This is a genomic window from Desulfofundulus thermobenzoicus (assembly GCF_009428905.1).
GTDB classification, from domain to species: Bacteria; Bacillota; Desulfotomaculia; order Desulfotomaculales; family Desulfovirgulaceae; genus Desulfofundulus_A; species Desulfofundulus_A thermobenzoicus.
This window is the reverse complement of sequence record NZ_WHYR01000011.1, coordinates 50691-68062: the sequence shown is the minus strand read 5'-3', so window position 1 is coordinate 68062 and position 17372 is coordinate 50691. Positions and strand designations below refer to the sequence as shown.

The window sequence follows — 17372 nt, the reverse complement described above, 5'->3', positions numbered from 1 at the left end:
GGTTTTCACTTCCCCACAGACAGAATTAAATTACCCCGGCTGTCCCTCTGGGCGGTCATTCCCGGCCAGATCAGGGTGGTGGTGTCGGGTTGTTCAATTACCGCCGGCCCCGTCAAAGTAATTCCCGGCGGCAGAACTGCCCGGTGGTAGACGGGGGTGGGGATAAACCGCCCGTCAAAGTAAACGGGTCGTTCTTCCACCGGTTCCGGTGCAGCCGGACCTTTTGCCGGGGCAGGGGTGGGGTAATGCGGCCGGAACAGGGTTACCGTGGTTGTCACCCGCAGGTTCACCGCTTCCACGGGGGCCTCTTCCCGGCAAAAACCATATTCCTGCCGGTGCAGAAGGTGGAAGCTGCGGGTTAAAATAACCAGATCCCCCCGGGAGAGCCGGCCGGCCGGGACGGGCAGGGTCAGGTTGTGGGACTGGCCCTGGTAACGCAGGTCGATATACCGGGAGATGATGATTTGTCCCTCCGCAAAACCCTCCTGGATTAAATCCCGGCGGCCCTTTTCCTCCAGGGGGGCGTACAGTTCCCCCAGTATATCCGGGCTGGTTTCCTTAAGGGGCAGCAGCACCGTACTCATACAGTCCCGGCGCAAATCGGCGTTGAGCATACCCAGGGCTGATGTCACTCCCGGGTGGGGAGGGATCAAAACATAGGGTATGCCCAGTTCCCGGGCCAGTTCCACGGCGTGCAGGGGGCCGGCCCCGCCAAAGGCCACCAGGGTGAAATCCCGGGGATCATGGCCCCTTTGTACCGATACCACCCGCATGGCCCGGGCCATGGCCGCGTTAACCACCCGGATCATGCCCGCAGCCGCCTCCTCCACGGATATGCCCAGCGGACGGGCCAGTTTTTCCTCCAGGCACTGCCGGGCCAGATGGGGTTGCAGCGGCAGTTTGCGGCCCAGGGTCCCCCGGGGGTTGAGCCGTCCCAGGACCAGGTTGGCATCGGTAACGGTCGGTTCCGTTCCGCCAAGCCCGTAACAGGCCGGACCGGGCCGGGCGCCGGCGCTGGCCGGCCCCACCCTCAGGGCTCCGCCACCGTCAATCCAGCCGACGCTTCCACCCCCCGCGCCAATGGTATGGATGTCCAGCATGGGCAGGCTCAGGGGATGGCCGGCAACCTTCCCTTCAGTGGTATAACGGGGCTGTTCACCCTTGATCAGGCAGATATCCATACTGGTGCCGCCCATGTCGGCGGTGATGATATGGGGCCGCCCCGTCTGCCGGGCCAGCTGGATTCCCGCCAGCACCCCGCCGGCCGGACCGGACAGCACGGTGCGGGCGCTTTCCCGGCAGGCCTGGGCTACGGTCAGGACCCCTCCGCCGGAATGCAGGATTAACAGGCCCGGCCGGCCCCCCCCGGAAGAAACCGGTTCCTTCTCTGCAGTGGCTTCAACCGCCGGTTTTGGGGTCAAAGATTTTACACTTTTGTTCAGCCGGGACAGATAGCCGGCAACCAGGGGCTGCACCAGGGCGTTGATGGCCGTGGTGCTGGTGCGTTCATATTCACCGATGGTGGGCAGGATGTCGGAAGAGAGGGTCACCGCCGCCTCCGGGTAGATTTCCTCGATAATTTGCCGCACCCTTTCTTCGTGGACGGGGTTGCGGTAAGAATGCAGGAAACTGACGGCAATGGAAGTGATGTTCCCTTGTTTGATTTTCTGGACGGTTAATTTTACTTCTTCTTCATCCAGGGGAATGAAAACCCGACCGTCCGCCAGGATCCGTTCGGTGATGCCGAAGGTCAGGCGGCGGGGGATCAGGGCCGGGGGCTTTTCGGCCCGGAAATTGTAAAGGGAGGGCCTGGTTTGCCGGCCGATGAGCAGGATATCCTCGAACCCCCTGGTGATCAGCAGGGCCGTTTTTGCTCCCTTACCCTCCAGCAGGGCATTGGTGGCCACAGTGGTGCCGTGCAGGAGAAATTGCAACCCCCCGGGTTCCAGGCCGGCCGCGGCCATGGCTTCCTGCAGGCCCGTTAAAACCGCCCGGGACGGATCCCCGGGAGTGGAGGGGATCTTCCAGGTAAACACCTCACCCGTGTCTTCCCGTAAAAGGCAAATGTCGGTGAAGGTGCCTCCCGTATCCACGGCGGCCCGGAAGGGAGGAGGAGTTGTCCCTTCCGCCAGCGGCCGGGCATCGTTTGTTTTTTGAGCAGAGGAGCGACTCCGGAACATGCATACACTTCCTCGGAAATAGTTACCGGTCGATGGAGGCCGGATGCCGGATTATGGTTCACCGTTGCGGGAAATGCCTGTCCAGCCACTGAAAAAAGGCCTGCCACACTGGTTCCAGCTGGCCGGTGAACTGGTGATCCCCCTTTTCAATCCACACCAGCTCCCGGGGTTCGCCCGCGGCTTCATAAATCAGCCGGGCATCATCCGGCGGTACCACCCCGTCACGGGTGCCCTGGATAACCAGCAGGGGGCGGGGAGAGAGACGGGCGGCCTGGCCGGGCACGTCGTAATTCTCCAGGTCCCGGAAAAAATCTTTCTTTAACTGGATCATTCCCTTTTCACCGGCCAGATTGACCGTTTCCCCCGGGCCGTCCAGGGGTTCATCGGTGAATCCGGCAAACAGTTCCATTAGCCTGGCCGGAGCAGCCCAGGTACATATGCCGGCCACCCGGGGATCCCGGGCCCCCTGGCAAATGACCGTGGAACCGCCAAAACTGCGCCCCAGGGTGATCACCTGCCGGAACCCCCGCTCCAGGACCAGATCCACCGCCCGGGTCAGGTCGTCAATCTGCCCGGTCAGGGTTAAATCGGCGAAATGACCGCCGCTCTCTCCATTGCCCGCAAAGTCAAACACCAAGGTAGCCCAGCCCCGGCGGGCCAGTTCCCCGCCCAGGGCCAGCGCCCGGCCGCCGCCTTCCTTGCCGCCGGTAAAGCCGTGGCAGTTGATGATTATCTTTTCCGTATCCGCCGGATTTCCGTGCAGCAGGCCCGCCAGCTTGAGGCCCCGGGAATTGGTGAATGTAATCCTTTGCCACCCGGCATATTCTGGCATTTTTTGAACCGTTCCTTTCCTGTTTTTTTTACTTAAAGTATAACAGACGGAGCGGAAAACCACCACGGTTTTTAACCAAAGGGATGACCCCGGAGGGTCAAGCGGTAAAAAACCACCGCCGGCCGGGTATTTTGGCTATAGCGCCTCCGGGCGAAAATTAATCCTTCCCGGCAGGAAGTGAAAATGGGATAGCGAACATACAGGTATAAACGCCAGTATCGGAGAAGGCGGCTATTGGTCAAACCGCTGCCGGTCCGGCGTTATCCGGTTCACCCTGTGGCCGACGGCCCATGAGGCACATGGCGGGGAGCAATGGGGCCGGCTGTACCTGCTCCGGCACCGGTGAACCATAAATTGCCACCACGGAGGATGGTATATAATGAATGTATTCCGGGGTTACACAAAAGAGATTTTTGTGATATGATGAAAATGGGTAAATAGAGAAAGTTATCACAATAACAATCCCTGAACCGGTTACGGGGGTGTGGTTATGCAGTTTCAGATCAAGCGTAATTTAGTCCGCGGGATGGGAGTCATCCTGGTATTTTTATTTCTGGTTGGCGGCCTGTCCCTGTGGCAGTTGCAGGCCATAGACCGTTCCTATTCCACATTGATTAGCGAGCGGGCCTGGAAGGTGAGCGAGGCCAGGGGGTTACAGGCATCCTACGAATATATGGCCCTGATGGTCAAGACATACCTGCTCACCGGTGAGCGCCGTTATGTGGACGGCTATCAATTGGAAGAGGAAAATACCTCCCGGCGCTTTGCCGGGTTGAAAGAAAGCGTTTATACGGACCAGGGTAAAAAATTGATCGCAGATCTGGAGGAAAAGTACCGGAACTTCAAAGAGCGGGCCGATGCCGCCATTGCGTGGAAGGACAGTCATCCCGGGGTTCCGGTGGAGGCCGATATGCTTCCCCTTTCGGAAGTGCAGGGCATGATTGAAGCCAGCCGTAATTTTGTATCCTACCAGGAGGATCAGATGGAAGAAGGCCGCCGGGAAAACCACCGGCAGGTGGCCATGGTGATGGCGGTGAGCCTGGTGGTGCTGGCCGCCGGTGTACTGGTGGTGGCCCTGTTCTTACTGTCTTTAAGCCGCCGCATCCGGGAAGAGGCCGGCACCTACGCCATGGTCATGGCCAGCAGCCCCAATGCCATTATTACCGTTGACAGGGGCGGCAACATCACCGGTATAAACCCGCTGGCGGAAAAATTGTTCGGTATCAAGGCCGGGGAAGTGGTGGGTAAGAAATATAATGCCGTTTTTGGTTCCGCCGGCGGTTTGCCCTTTGCCTATCCTTTTTTAAATGTGCTGTCCGACGGTATTGCCCGGTACAATGACGAATACATTTATGAACCGGCCCAGGGAGGAGCCCGGGTTTTGCTGGTGGATTCCCTGCCCCTTTCCTTCGGCCAGCGTCAGGTGGGGGCCATGCTCATTGCCCGGGACATTACCGAGCAGAAGGCCCGGGAGGAGTTGTTGCGCCGGGAAAACAGGGAACTGCAGGGCCTGGCCGTGCGGGATGCCCTGACCGGTCTTTACAATTACCGCTACCTCTTTGACCGCCTGGGTGATGAGATGCTGCGGGCCATGGTGGAAAAGGGGAACCTGGCCCTGTTGATGCTGGATATTGATGATTTCAAACAGTACAACGAGGCGCTGGGTCACCCCATGGGCGACGACCTGCTCAGGCAACTGGGGCAGGTGCTGGTATCCAGCGTGCGACCCACCGATGTGGTGGCCCGTTACGGCGGTGATGAATTTGCGGTGATCATGCCCGGGACCGACGGCACTGCGGCCCGGGAACTGGCCGAATCCCTGGTGCAACGCATAGAAAATTATCCTTTCCCAGGCAAGGACCGCTTACCGGGTAAAAAGTTGACCGTATCCACCGGGCTGGCCGTTTATCCCACCAACGCCACCAGCACCTGGGGATTGGTGAAGGTGGCCGACCAGGCCCTTTACCGGGCCAAGGGAGGGACTGGGAACCGGGTGGAGCCCTTCTTTTCCGCCCTGCCGGAACTGGAGCTGCAGCTGAAAAATCCCGGCTCGCCCCTGACCTACATGATCAAAACCCTGCTGCAGATAATTGATGAAAAGGACCGGTATACTTACGCCCATACGGAAAGGGTGGTGCGTTACGCCACCATGACCGCCCAGGAACTGGATCTGCCGGTGGGCGAAACCAACCGTATCCGCCTGGCCGCCTTTGTCCATGACCTGGGCAAGATTCGCATCTGCCGGCATATTTTGAACAAGGGCGGTCCTCTGACTGACGAGGAATGGGCCGTGGTAAAGCAGCACCCGGTGTACGGCGCCAATCTCATCCGTCCCATCCGGGCACTGGCACCCCTGGTACCCCTGGTCATGCACCACCACGAACACTACGACGGCAGCGGTTACCCGGCCGGGCTGGCCGGGGAGGACATCCCCCTGGGGGCGCGGGTCATCGCCGTGGCGGCCGCCTTTGACGCCATGATTACCGGCCGTCCCTACCGTCCGGCCCGGCCCTGGCCCGAAGCTGTGCAGGAACTGTGCCGCTGTGCCGGCACCCAGTTCGACCCCACGGTGGTGGAGGCCTTCCTGGCGGTGCTGGTGGACATGAAGGACGCAGCTCCCGACGGCGAGCCATGGGCGGCGGGGTAACCTCAGGGCAGGCCCAGCACCTGCCGCAGGGCGGCGATATGCCGGCAGCGGAAACCCGGTTTATGCCGGAAATTGAAACGGAAGGTGCAGCAGGTGCAGCTTTCCGGCGTGGTGGTCAGTTCGATGCGGCAGTCCCTTTCCACCACGTAGGCCAGCCGGGGTGAAACCGGGTAGACCACCAGATCGTTTACCAGGTGCGGCGTGCCGATAATAGTTTCGAGTTTCGGGTTACGGGTTGCGAGTTGCGAATTATGAGTTCTGAGTTCCGGGTTGTGATTGTTGACCGGTTGCGACGTGCCGCCAACATCATTGTTGTTGCCGGTGGGCATTGAAAAGACCCCCCTGTAATGTTTAACCCGTTTTCATAATTAACAGCGTGTACTGCATCATTCACTTTGGATAACGCGGCGCCCTGCTAATGGGGGCGTTTTCTAATCAGTTATACTGCATTGAAAGGCGGTTTCCTGCCCCCGGTTTATACTTTTTTATTAATTGTGATGCGGGCATCCACCGCCACGGCCCCTTCCGGCCCCACCAGCAGGGGGTTGATGTCCATTTCCCTGATCTGCGGAAACTCCACTACCAGCTGGCCCAGGCGCAGCAGGCAATCCACCAGGGTTTCCATGTCCGCCGGGGACTGTCCCCGGAAGCCCTGCAGCAAACGGTAGGACTTGGTCCCCCGGATCATGGCCAGGGCTTCTTCCCTGCTTACGGGGGCCACGGCAAAGGAAACGTCCCGGAAAAGTTCCGTGTATATGCCCCCCAGGCCGTAGACCAGCACCGGTCCAAAGGAAGGATCCCGCTTGCCGCCCAAAAGCACCTCCACACCCCCGGGCCGGTAGGGCTGGATGAGTACCCCTTCAATGGCTGCATGGGGTGCCAGGGATGATACGGTTTCCACCATTTCGCTGAAAGTTTCTTCCACCGCCCGGGCATGGCCCAGGTTTAACCTGACACCGCCCACATCTGATTTGTGGGTGATCTGCGGGCTGACAATTTTCATCACCACCGGGTAGCCCAGGGACTCCGCTGCTTCCATGGCTTCCCCGGCGTTTCGGGCCACCCGGGCAGGCAGTACTGGAATGCCGCAGGCCTGCAGAATCTGCAATGCTTCTTCATTAATGGTTCCCCCTCCGGTCTTTCCGCCCCTGTCCAGTATGTCTCCAATACGCTTCCTGTCCATGTCCGCAAACACCGGTGGAGAAGTCCAGTGGTGGTTTTTTACCTCATACAGGTAGTGATATAGCGCCGCCAGGGAAGCCATGGCCCGCTCCGGCGACGGGTAAACCACCACCCGGTTTTCCTTTTCCAGCCGGGCGGCCAGTTCCCGGCGGTAGCCGCCGAAGATCCACAGGGTCAGGGGTTTTTCCGGGTGCCGGGCGGCCACCCGGTTCACCGGGATAGAAATGTCCAGTTTTGGATCCTCCCCTGGATCCAGATAGGCCGGGCTGATGACCAGCACCGCGTCCACACCGGGGTCCTCCAGAATGGTATCCAGGGACAGCTCCAGTGTATCCTGGTATCCCCGGGTCATGCCCGCCGGCCATATGTCCGCCGGATTGCCCACCTCCATCCAGTCGGGGAAAACGGCGGCCAGTTTCGAAACGGTTTTCTCACTAAAACGGGCCACCTCCAGGCCGGCGGCGCTGCAGGCATCCACGGCGCAAATGCCGGCGCCGCCGCTGATGGTCACCACCGCCACCCGCCGCCCGGGCATGGATTGATAGGTGAGGAAAGTTTTATTGAAATCATACATTTCCTCCACATTCTGCACGCGAATCACCCCGCACTGCCGGAAGGCGGCGCTGAATACGTGGTCCTCTCCGGCCAGGGAGCCGCTGTGGGAACTAGCCGCCCGGGCGCCTGCCTCACTGCGGCCGGTTTTCAGGCAGAGGATGGGTTTGGCAGCGCTTACCCGTCGGGCTACTTCCATGAACCGGCGGCCCTCTTTAAGCCCCTCCATATGCAGGTTAATCACCCGTATACGGGAGTCCTGTCCCAAATAATCCAGGCTTTCACTGAAATCCACATCACAAGCGTTGCCTATATCCACCCCCAGGCCGATGCCGGCGGTAAAATCCGCCGCCCCCAGCAGAAAAATACCTGACTGGCAGATCATGGCCGTATCGGCCTGCCGGCGCAGGAAACCGATAAAGGAGGTGTTCAGGTTTTCATAAAGATTAACTACGCCAATGGTGTTGGGACCCACTATGCGGGCGCCCTTGCCCTCTATGGCCGCCAGTATTTCCTCCTGCATCCGGTGCCCCGCCTCGTCGGCGTCGGCAAATCCCTGGGTAATAATAATGATCGATTTGATTCCTTTATCCACACATTCCCTGACCACGGCCGGCACCGCCGTCCGGGGGGTGGAGATGACGGCCAGATCCGGTGTTTCCGGAATTTCTCCCACCGAAGGGTAGACCGGCAGGTTGAGTAAAATTCCGCCCCGGGGGTTGACCGGGTAGATCCGCCCCCGGTAGCCGCCGGCCAGCACCTGCTCCAGTATGTTAAAGGTTTCCGGACCCGTGCGGGTGGAAACCCCGATCAGGGCTATGGAGCGGGGGTACAAGAAGTTGCGCAAATTGTTATCACTGCTGTTGATGGGTGCTGTCATTTAAAAGACCTCCCTGCTTTTTATGACCATTCAAAATCTTATCACAATGCGCGGGCTTATGGTATAATTTTTTCGTAATGCCAGTGCTGACTCACAAAACAGTAAGTAAACTGTTTTTCACCAGGTCATGTTCTTCTTTCAGCGCCGGTCTTCCAGGGACGCAAAGGGGACTTAATACGGAGGTGGAGCCATGTGTACCGTATACTGGAAAAAATGAAGGTGCTGGATCTGACCCGCCTTTTACCCGGGGGATACGCCACCATGATCCTGGCGGACCTGGGAGCAGATGTACTAAAGATTGAGGATATGGGCGCCGGGGACTACCTGCGGGAAATGGGGCCCCGGGTGGGAAAGGAAAGCCTGTGGTTTCACGCCATCAACAGGAACAAAAAGTCCGTGCGCCTGAACCTTAAATCGCCCGGCGGACGGGATGTGTTCCTGCGCCTGGTGCGGGAACATGATGCGTTGATTGAAGGTTTTCGCCCGGGGGTGATGGAACGCCTGGGCCTGGATTATGAAACCCTTTCGGCCGTCAACCCCCGGCTGGTCTACTGTTCCCTCACCGCCTACGGCCAGGATGGCCCTTACCGCCTGCGGCCGGCCCATGACATCAACTGTCTGGCCATAGCCGGCGCCCTGGGTTTGACCGGCCACCGGGACGGGCCGCCCGTCCTGCCGGGGGTACAGGTGGCCGACCTGAGCAGCGGCATGGCGGCCGCGGTGGGCATCCTGGCGACTTATGTGCGGAGCCTGCAAACCGGCCGGGGTGCTTATGTGGATGTGGCCATGACCGACACGGTGGTTTCCTGGATGATCTGGTACCTCACCCGGTACCTGGCGGGGGCCGGGGAGTCCCGGCGAGGCGCCGAAGAACTGAACGGGGGCCGGGTGTGTTACAATGTCTACGCCACCAAAGACGGGCGTTACATCAGCATGGGCAACCTGGAAAACAAGTTCTGGGAAGCCTTCTGCCGCGCCGCCGGCCGGCCGGACCTGGTGCCGCTGCAGTTTGGAACGGATGATCAGGCCCGCCGGGCGGTACAGGGCTTTTTTGCCGGCAAAACCCGGGATGAAATTGTGGAACTGTTCAGTCAGGTGGATACCTGTATCGAACCCGTGCTGGAGGCAGGCGAAGTGCCGGAACACCCCCAGATTAAGGCACGCAATCTGTTTATTGAGTTATCCACTGCGGGCGGACAGATCACTACCGTGGCCACCCCTTTAAAAATAACGGGTACGGAAAGGGGTATCGATCAACCCGCCCCGGACGCCGGCGAGCATACCCGGGAGACGTTACGCCGGTTGGGCTACACGGATGAGGAAATTGATGGGCTGGTGGAAGCCGGGGTGGCGGGTTGATTTTTAGCGGCGGGTAATTGAAACACCCGGTCAATCGGATGAGGGTTAATGGCTGCGGGCTTTGATTTGCGATATTTAAGACTCGCTGAGAGATTTTTTTCCAGGAAAACCGGAATGTCCGGATGACTTTTGGGTTATGGTTTGTTCCCAACCGGGGAAGTGTGGGCAATGATAAAGTGTGATACGGGTTGTTCAACCAGGAAAACCCCGGCTGAAACACGAAGCCGGGGTTAGCTGTTTCTCCGCAGGTTGTCAAATTAACGGAATTTTAAAGCCTCCCCTGTGGGATGTATTTCATTCCGGTCTAACCGTTCGCAGTCGCATTTCGACCGTTGGGGGGCTAAATAAGACCACTGGGGGCATAGGTGTTGCAAAAAACAAAAAGTTGTGACAAATTTAAAAGTACAGAATATGAAACGGCGTTACGCGATGTGAAACAAATGAGAGCGGATGAGGGCTATATGAAAACCGTTGGGGCTGTGGAAAAGGCCCTGAATATTCTTAACAGGTTCAGCCAGCAAAAGCCGGAATGGTCTTTAGCGGAACTGGCCAGGGAACTGGAACTGTCCAAGCCCACCATATTGCGTTTACTCAATACTCTAGAAAAATACGGTTATGTGAGCAGGAACAGGGTTACTAGAAAATACCGGCTGGGAATGCGGTTATTTGATCTGGTTGGCATCGTGCTCAGCCAGATAGAGGTGCGGGCCGTTGCCTTACCGGTAATGCGCGAAATAATGGGTAAAGTTGATGAAGCGGTATATCTTAATGTGATTTCCGGGGAAGAAAGGGTTTGTATTGAATTTTTAGATTGTTCCCACACAATTAAAGCTTCTGTAAATATCGGCCAGCGCTCCCCTTTGTATGTGGGAGCATCGGCGCTGGTCTTGCTTGCTTTTCAGAAGGAACGGGACAGGGAGAAGCTGATAAACGGGCTGGAACTGAAACCCTTCACGGATAGTACCATTACCAGCAAACAAAAGCTCCGCCAGCGCCTGGAGGAAATCCGCCGGAAAGGATACGCCGTCAGCTGGGGTGAACGCAATGCGGGGCTTGTTTCCCTCAGTGTGCCCGTTTTTGACAGGCATGCCGAGGTGGCGGCCAGTTTGTCCATTGGTCTTCCGGACGCCCGGGCGGAACCGGAAAAACTGGATCTTTGTGTCAAGCTGTTGCTGGAGGGGGGGAAGGCGATTTCCAGACAGATGGGATGCCGGATTGATGACGTTCATTAAATTGCGGGGTGGTTGGATGAAAATAGTAAAAGCCGTTGGGAAAGCGGTGGACTTTATTGAATGGATATGTATGACCTGTAGTGTGATCAGCGTGCTGGTGATGATGTTGCTGGTTACTGCCGACGTGGTTGGCCGGAAGTTCTTTCACCATCCCATACCGGGCAGTGTGGAGATCAATGAGGAATATGTCATGATCGCCCTGGTCTACCTGGCCATGAGTTATGTTTACAAAGAGGGCGGCCATGTGCGGGTCACCCTTTTCCGCCACTTTATTCCCGGTCCGGTTAAAACGGTGGTGGATACCGGTTTGAATATTCTGGGGTTGCTCTTTTTTGCCCTGATAGTCTTACTGGGCTGGCAAACTTCCCTGCGGGCCATCAGGTTTCAGGAGACCTCCAGTTGCTTGCTGGCCTACCCCATGGCGCCGGCCTACTTGATTCTCACCCTGGGGGCGGCCCTGTTATGTATACGTATTTTAGAAACAATCGTTTCCCCGCGGAAAATCAAATGGGAATAGTCATGAAGGGCAATTACGGAGGGAAGGCGGAGGTACATTTATGATTGCCGCTACCATACTGGTTCTTTTGTTGCTCTTTCTTTTTCTGGGTATGCCCGTGGGTTTTGCCATGGGTGTGGCCGGGTTGATCGGGCTGTACCTTGAGGGTGGTCCCAGTGCGGTTCTCTCCATAATGAGTAATGCCCCCTACCGCAGTGTGGCCAACTTTTCGTTAAGTACGGTGCCCATGTTTATCTTTATGGCCGAAATCGTCTCCCGGGCCGACATCGTCCGGGAAGTTTTCGACGCGGCCAAAAAGTGGCTGGGAAAGACCCCCGGCGGTCTGGCTATCGCCGCGGTCATCGCCTCTGCCGGCATGGGAGCCATGTCCGGTTCCAGTACCGCCGCCGCGGCCTGTATGTCCGCCATCACCATCCCCGAAATGCGCCGGGCCGGGTACGACCTGCGGGTGGCCGCCGGCGTGGTCACCGTGGCCGGCACCCTGGCGATCATGATCCCCCCCAGCATTCCCCTGGTCATCTACGGCATCGTCACCGAGACCTCCATCGGCAAACTGTTGATCGCCGGGATCATCCCCGGGGTCATGACTACTTTAATCTACTCCCTGGGGATCATCTCCTGGAATAAATTTAAACCCGGCGTAATGCCCGCCGGTCAATCATTTCCCTGGGGAGAGAAATTCGCTTCCCTCAAACCATTGTGGCCTTTTTTGATCCTGGGTTCCATCGTGATCATCACCCTTTACTTCGGCCTGGGCACCCCCACGGAAGCGGCGGCCATCGGTGCCTTCGGCGCCGCCCTCATTTCCCTGGCCACCCGCCGCATTAACCTGAAAGGCATCTGCGATGCGGCCCTGCAGACGGCCAAGATCACCACCATGATTTTCACCATCATCATTGGTGCCATGGTTGTAGGGTACTTTTTCACGCTGACCCAGGCGCCCCAGGGTGTGATCAAAGCCATCGGGGGGGCGGGTTTCCCCGTGTGGGCGGTCATGACCCTGGTGGTCGTCTTGTATCTGTTCCTGGGCTGCATTATGGACATGATCGCCATATTGCTCTTGACCCTGCCGCTGACCTTTCCTTTAATCATGAACCTGGGCCTGGATCCCATCTGGTTCGGGATTATCGTCACCAAACTATCCGAAATAGGGCTGGTTACCCCGCCGGTGGGAATGAACGCTTATGTGGTCAGTGCCACCGTGAAGGCGCCTTTAGACCAGGTCTTTAGGGGAACCGGGGTGATGTTGACTTTTGAGGCAATTACCGTGGTCCTGCTACTGGTCTTTCCCATTATTGCCACCTGGTTGCCGTCCTTTATGAAATAGCCTTTTTTCAAAAAAGACCTTCATGTCAGGTGCAATTAAAAAATTTTGCATGGCATGGGGTACAAATGTTCGCGCTCTGTAAAAAGGAGGTGGTTGCTGCAGGTGCCGGTGGCTTTATTGCTGGAGTCGCGAGGCGAAGAAGCGGGAAGAACTGCCGTAAAAAAATTAAAAGGGGGCGCTGCTTAAAGGATGAAAAAGGTAGTTTATTTTCTGTGCGCTATCTTTTTGCTTGCTATTATCCTGGCCGGCTGCGGCGGCCAGAAGCAAGCCACTACCGGTGGAGCGACGGGTCAGCAGTCCGGTGACAAAACCATTACCTTAAAAATGTCCGATTACTACCCGGTTACCCACATTGCCTCCAGTGATCTGGCCAAGTTTTTCATTGACCGGGTGGAGAAGTTGACCAACGGTAAGGTAAAAATTGAGTATTATCCCGCCGAGCAATTGGGCAAGCTCAAAGACCAGTTAAATCTCACCAGTCAGGGTGTGGTTGATATCGGTCTGGCCCCTGCTTCCTTTCTGGCCGGTCAGCTTCCCCTGAATACGGTGATGATCTTGCCCGAGTGGGTTACTGCCCGCCAGGGTAGCGAGGTCTACAATAAACTTTCTAAAGGATCATTGATGCAGGAGTTTCAAAAATACGGGGTAAGACCGGTATTTGTTTATACCTTTCCCCAGTATGACGTGGGTACTGTAAAAAAGCCCATCAAATCGCCTGAAGATTTAAAGGGGATGAAATTAAAAACCTCCGGCGGATTATTTGACAAAATAGCGCAAAGATATGGTGTCACGCCGGTGGTGGTTCCTTCGCCGGAAATTTATGAGTCAACCCAGCGGGGCGTGGTGGAGGGAAATATTTTAAACCTGGTCAGCACCAAATCTTACCGGGCCAACGAACTGGAGAAATATCATACTTTCGGTGCGGCTCTGGGAGGATATCCGGCTGCTTATGTGATTAACGAAAAGGCCTGGCAAAAGCTTCCCGAAGATGTACAAAAGGCTTTAATCCAGGCCGGTGACGAGGCCAGCAAACATGCCGGGGAAGTTTTTGACGCCGAACAGGAGAAGCTGGCTAAAGAATTTGAACAGCAGGGTATGACCATATACCGGCTGACTGATGCGGACAGGGAAGTGTGGCGGAAACCTTTGCAGGGACTGGAAAAAGAATGGATAGATGAAATGGAAGGCAAAGGGCTCCCCGGCAAGCAGGTCTATGAAGAATTCCACAAGCTTTGCCAGCAGACTGCGAAGTAAGTTGAATATCCTTTCTGTTCTTGTTGCTGCTTTGCGTTTGGCCGGTGGCAACAGGAACCTTTTTCTTCTCGCAAGATGGAATCCATTTCATATAATGAAATAACCCGACTACGTCTGACGACCGACGACTTTTTCGAAGGGGGATAAAAATGCCGGCGGAACAACAAGTGCAGCTGCCCCTGGCGGGCATAAAGGTGCTGGACATTTCCCGTGTATTGACGGGGCCCTTTTGTACCATGATGCTGGGCGACCTGGGGGCGGAAGTAATCAAAGTGGAAATGCCGGGAGCCGGTGATGAAACCAGAAGCTGGGGGCCTCCCTTTGTCAACGGGGAAAGTGCTTATTTTTTAAGTATTAACCGGAACAAAAAAAGTATAACGGTTAATTTAAAATCGCCCCGGGGCCGGGAAATCATCTACAAACTGGCGCAGCGGGCCGATGTGATGGTGGAAAATTTCCTGCCGGGGACGGTAAAGCGGTTGGGTGTGGATTATGAGCAAATTAAGAAGATTAATCCCCGGATCATTTACTGCTCCATATCCGGTTATGGTCAGGATGGGCCCTACTGTTTTCACCCGGCCTATGATCTGCTCATGCAGGGGGAAGGGGGTCTGATGTCCATCACCGGGGAAGAGGACGGCGAGCCCGTTCGTATCGGGGTGGCCCTGGTGGATATCGGGGCCGGGATGTATGCGGTCATTGGCATATTATCTGCGCTTATGGCCAGAAGGGAATCGGGCCTGGGTCAGTATATAGATGTTTCCCTTCTGGAAACAGAAGTTTCCTGGTTGACTTATATGGCCAGCAATTACTTTGCCTCCGGACGGGATCCCATCCGGATGGGTTCGGCCCACCCCTCCATTGTTCCTTACAGGGCCTTTAAGGCCAGGGATAAATATTTTATTCTGGCCGTGGGGAACGACGCCATCTGGAAACGCTTTTGTGCTGCTTTAAACCTGGACTTTGCCGATGATCCCCGCTTTGTCACCAACGAAATGAGGGTGAAGCACCGCCAGGAGCTTGAACGCATACTGGCCGGTATTTTCATTGAAAAAGAAGCCAGCCACTGGGTGAACCTGTTGCATGAACATAAGGTGCCCTGTGGTATGATTAACGCCATTTCCGAAGTGGTTTCCCACCCGCAGGTGGTACACCGGGGAATGGTGGTGGAAATGGAACATGAAAAGGCAGGCAGGATAAAAGTGCTGGGCAGTCCCCTGCATTTTTCCGGAATGTCCGTTGAATACAGACAGGCTCCCCCTCTGACCGGCCAGCACACCGAAGAAATACTCCTGGGATTGGGCTATACCGGGGAAGAAATCGAAGAGCTGCGGGCTTCCGGGGTAATCTAGGGACAAAGCCCGGTTATCTGATTAAGGAAATATAAAATTTTGCATCAGGAATGGTTGGTGACAGATGAGCAATACCCTGCGTAAAGCCCTGGAGGTTTTGCTGACCATTTCCGAAAGGGAGTGCAGTGACGGTTTCTCCCTGAGCGAGCTGGTTTCGGCCACCGGTTTTCCCCCCAGTACCATCCATCGTTTTTTACAAACCTTCAAGGAATTTGGCATGGTGGAACAGGACAGGGACACCAGAAACTACCGGTTGGGTCCACAGTTATTGCGCATGGGTTTGCGGGTAAGGGGGATGCTGGACCTGCGCAAGCTGGCCATGCCCCTTTTGCAGGAACTCACTTCCCGCACCGGGGAAGATTCCTACCTGACCATTGTCCAGGGTAAAATGGGCGTTTTTTTGGAAAGGGTGGAGGGACCGCACCCGGTCAAGGTAATTGAGCTGGTGGGCAGGGAAATGCCCCTGCACAGGGGCGCAGCCAGAAAAGTTCTGCTCTCCCATATGGATGACGATTTCATCCGGTTGTATCTGGCTGAAATGATCAATAACGAGGAGTATAAGGATTTAAATCCCGGCGAGTTATTATCTGAGATTGAAAAAATCCGGGAACAGGGTTATGCAGTGTCCCATGGCGATTACCTGGAGTATGGCACCGGCATAGCCGCTCCCGTCCGGGATTTTTCCGGGTCGGTCAGGGCCTCCATCGGCATTATCAGCACCAGGGATTGCTGTACTGAAAAGCTGCTTATCTTGATCAGGGAGGTGAAGGATTGTGCCTTGACCCTCTCCCGTAAAATGGGTTATTTTTAAAAGACAAACCCGTTCCCGGTGGAAAAACCCATTGCACACAGGGCATTGGGTCCGGAACAAAAACAATAAAGGGGGAAAATTTCATGACTTTTGATTTGCCGGAAGAATTACAGGACATAAAAAGGGTGGCCCGTGATTTTGCGGAAGAGGAAATACTGCCCACGGTTGATGCCGACGACAAGGCACACCGCTTTCGCCGGGATCTGGTGGAAAAAATGGGTGAACTGGGATTTTTGGGGTGTGTCATTCCCGAAGAATATGGTGGAAACGGGCTCGGCTACCTGGCCCTCACCATCCTGGTGGAGGAAATAGCCCGGGTGCACAGCTCCCTGCGCATTATTTTTGCGGCCAACACCCTGGGACCGGCCATTACCATCTGGCGTTACGGAAGTGAAGAATTGAAACAAAAGTACCTGCCGGGATTAACCAGCGGTGCGCTGGTGGGCTGTTTTGCCATGACCGAACCCGATGCCGGTTCGGATGTGGCGGCCATGAAAGCCAGGGCCACTCTGGAGGGGGACTTTTATATTTTAAATGGCAGCAAGATGTGGATTTCCCTGGCACCGGTAGCGGATATAGCCCTGGTTTATGCTTATACCGATCCCACCCGCCGGGCCAAGGGCATGTCCGCCTTTATCGTGGATATGAAAAGCGATGGTGTTGTTGTAGAGTCCATCAAAGAAAAACTGGGTAACTGGGCATCTCCGGTTGGCTCCATCACCTTTGAGAACTGCCGGGTGCCGAAGGGGAACCTGTTGGGGCAGGAAGGGCAGGGATTTGCCATTTGTATGCAGCAACTGGACAACACGCGACTGGCCTCGGCCGCCGGGGCGGTGGGAGTGGCCCAGGCCTGTATCGATGCCGCTGTGGCCTATGCCACCACCCGGGAACAGTTTGGTCAACCAATTGGCAAGTTCCAGATGATCCAGGACTGGGTTGCCCAAATGGTGACTGAAACAGAAGCGGCCCGCCTGCTGACCTACCGGGCTGCTTATCTGAAAGACAAAGGTGTGCCCAATACGCTGGAAACTTCCATGGCCAAACTTTTTGCCAGTGAAACGGCCAATAAATGTGCCGATTACGCCCTGCGGATCCACAGCGCTTACGGTTATTCCGAGGAATATGCCGTAGCCCGGTTCTTTCGTGACGCTAAATATTATCAGATAGTGGAGGGCACCAGCAACATTCACAAGATTATCATATCCCAGGATGCCCTGGGTTACCGCAAGGCCAACCGTTCATCATAA

At 56.3% G+C, this 17372-nt stretch carries 13 protein-coding genes; 9 read left to right on the top strand and 4 right to left on the bottom strand.

Annotation, left to right across the window (positions count from 1 at the left end; all coding sequences use genetic code 11):
• Positions 1-5: 5 nt before the first annotated feature.
• Positions 6-2180 (bottom strand): hydantoinase/oxoprolinase family protein, encoded by a 2175-nt coding sequence (locus tag GFC01_RS05850; RefSeq protein WP_152945703.1) that lies wholly within the window; start codon positions 2178-2180, stop codon positions 6-8.
• 58 nt (positions 2181-2238) lie between these two features.
• Positions 2239-3012, bottom strand: a complete 774-nt coding sequence (locus tag GFC01_RS05845; RefSeq protein WP_152945702.1) for an alpha/beta hydrolase — start codon at positions 3010-3012, stop codon at positions 2239-2241.
• A 490-nt stretch (positions 3013-3502) separates the two neighbouring features.
• On the opposite strand from GFC01_RS05845, the gene GFC01_RS05840 reads away from it, so the two are divergent.
• On the top strand, positions 3503-5659 hold the full coding sequence (locus GFC01_RS05840) for a diguanylate cyclase (protein WP_152945701.1): 2157 nt from the start codon (positions 3503-3505) through the stop codon (positions 5657-5659).
• Between the two features lie 2 nt (positions 5660-5661).
• Here the strand turns inward: GFC01_RS05840 and GFC01_RS19955 are convergent, their stop codons facing one another.
• Together GFC01_RS19955 and GFC01_RS05830 are read right to left on the bottom strand one after the other, a co-directional pair.
• Positions 5662-5988, bottom strand: a complete 327-nt coding sequence (locus GFC01_RS19955) for a hypothetical protein (RefSeq protein WP_341473780.1) — start codon at positions 5986-5988, stop codon at positions 5662-5664.
• A 146-nt stretch (positions 5989-6134) separates the two neighbouring features.
• Entirely contained in the window at positions 6135-8273 is a 2139-nt protein-coding gene (locus tag GFC01_RS05830) for an acetate--CoA ligase family protein (RefSeq protein WP_152945700.1), read from the bottom strand.
• Positions 8274-8465: 192 nt separating this feature from the next.
• Here GFC01_RS05830 and GFC01_RS05825 point away from each other — a divergent pair, with 192 nt between their 5' ends.
• From GFC01_RS05825 to acd, 8 genes are all read left to right on the top strand, one after another.
• Positions 8466-9632: a CaiB/BaiF CoA transferase family protein gene (locus GFC01_RS05825; RefSeq protein ID WP_341473779.1), complete on the top strand. Its 1167-nt coding sequence runs from the start codon at positions 8466-8468 to the stop codon at positions 9630-9632.
• 461 nt (positions 9633-10093) lie between these two features.
• A complete protein-coding gene (locus GFC01_RS05820) occupies positions 10094-10864 on the top strand; it encodes an IclR family transcriptional regulator (protein WP_194174834.1) in 771 nt (256 codons plus the stop codon).
• A gap of 16 nt (positions 10865-10880) precedes the next feature.
• Entirely contained in the window at positions 10881-11381 is a 501-nt protein-coding gene (locus tag GFC01_RS05815; protein ID WP_194174833.1) for a TRAP transporter small permease, read from the top strand.
• Positions 11382-11421: 40 nt separating this feature from the next.
• A complete protein-coding gene (locus tag GFC01_RS05810; protein WP_152945697.1) occupies positions 11422-12708 on the top strand; it encodes a TRAP transporter large permease in 1287 nt (428 codons plus the stop codon).
• 189 nt (positions 12709-12897) lie between these two features.
• Positions 12898-13962 carry a TRAP transporter substrate-binding protein gene (locus tag GFC01_RS05805; protein ID WP_152945696.1) on the top strand — a complete coding sequence of 355 codons (1065 nt, stop codon included), beginning with the start codon at positions 12898-12900 and terminating at the stop codon, positions 13960-13962.
• A gap of 149 nt (positions 13963-14111) precedes the next feature.
• On the top strand, positions 14112-15314 hold the full coding sequence (locus GFC01_RS05800; RefSeq protein WP_152945695.1) for a CaiB/BaiF CoA transferase family protein: 1203 nt from the start codon (positions 14112-14114) through the stop codon (positions 15312-15314).
• Positions 15315-15378: 64 nt separating this feature from the next.
• A complete protein-coding gene (locus GFC01_RS05795; protein ID WP_152945694.1) occupies positions 15379-16125 on the top strand; it encodes an IclR family transcriptional regulator in 747 nt (248 codons plus the stop codon).
• A gap of 83 nt (positions 16126-16208) precedes the next feature.
• Entirely contained in the window at positions 16209-17372 is a 1164-nt protein-coding gene (gene acd / locus GFC01_RS05790) for a glutaryl-CoA dehydrogenase Acd (RefSeq protein WP_152945693.1), read from the top strand.

What these genes read in the sequence shown, in the direction of transcription:
- GFC01_RS05840 (WP_152945701.1), top strand. Translation starts at nt 3,503, where the DNA reads ATGCAGTTTCAGATCAAGCGTAATTTAGTCCGCGGGATGGGAGTCATC.
- GFC01_RS05820 (WP_194174834.1), top strand. Translation starts at nt 10,094, where the DNA reads ATGAAAACCGTTGGGGCTGTGGAAAAGGCCCTGAATATTCTTAACAGG.
- GFC01_RS05845 (WP_152945702.1), bottom strand. Translation starts at nt 3,012, where the DNA reads ATGCCAGAATATGCCGGGTGGCAAAGGATTACATTCACCAATTCCCGG.
- acd (WP_152945693.1), top strand. Translation starts at nt 16,209, where the DNA reads ATGACTTTTGATTTGCCGGAAGAATTACAGGACATAAAAAGGGTGGCC.
- GFC01_RS05830 (WP_152945700.1), bottom strand. Translation starts at nt 8,273, where the DNA reads ATGACAGCACCCATCAACAGCAGTGATAACAATTTGCGCAACTTCTTG.
- GFC01_RS05800 (WP_152945695.1), top strand. Translation starts at nt 14,112, where the DNA reads ATGCCGGCGGAACAACAAGTGCAGCTGCCCCTGGCGGGCATAAAGGTG.
- GFC01_RS05805 (WP_152945696.1), top strand. Translation starts at nt 12,898, where the DNA reads ATGAAAAAGGTAGTTTATTTTCTGTGCGCTATCTTTTTGCTTGCTATT.
- GFC01_RS05815 (WP_194174833.1), top strand. Translation starts at nt 10,881, where the DNA reads ATGAAAATAGTAAAAGCCGTTGGGAAAGCGGTGGACTTTATTGAATGG.
- GFC01_RS05850 (WP_152945703.1), bottom strand. Translation starts at nt 2,180, where the DNA reads ATGTTCCGGAGTCGCTCCTCTGCTCAAAAAACAAACGATGCCCGGCCG.
- GFC01_RS19955 (WP_341473780.1), bottom strand. Translation starts at nt 5,988, where the DNA reads ATGCCCACCGGCAACAACAATGATGTTGGCGGCACGTCGCAACCGGTC.
- GFC01_RS05810 (WP_152945697.1), top strand. Translation starts at nt 11,422, where the DNA reads ATGATTGCCGCTACCATACTGGTTCTTTTGTTGCTCTTTCTTTTTCTG.
- GFC01_RS05795 (WP_152945694.1), top strand. Translation starts at nt 15,379, where the DNA reads ATGAGCAATACCCTGCGTAAAGCCCTGGAGGTTTTGCTGACCATTTCC.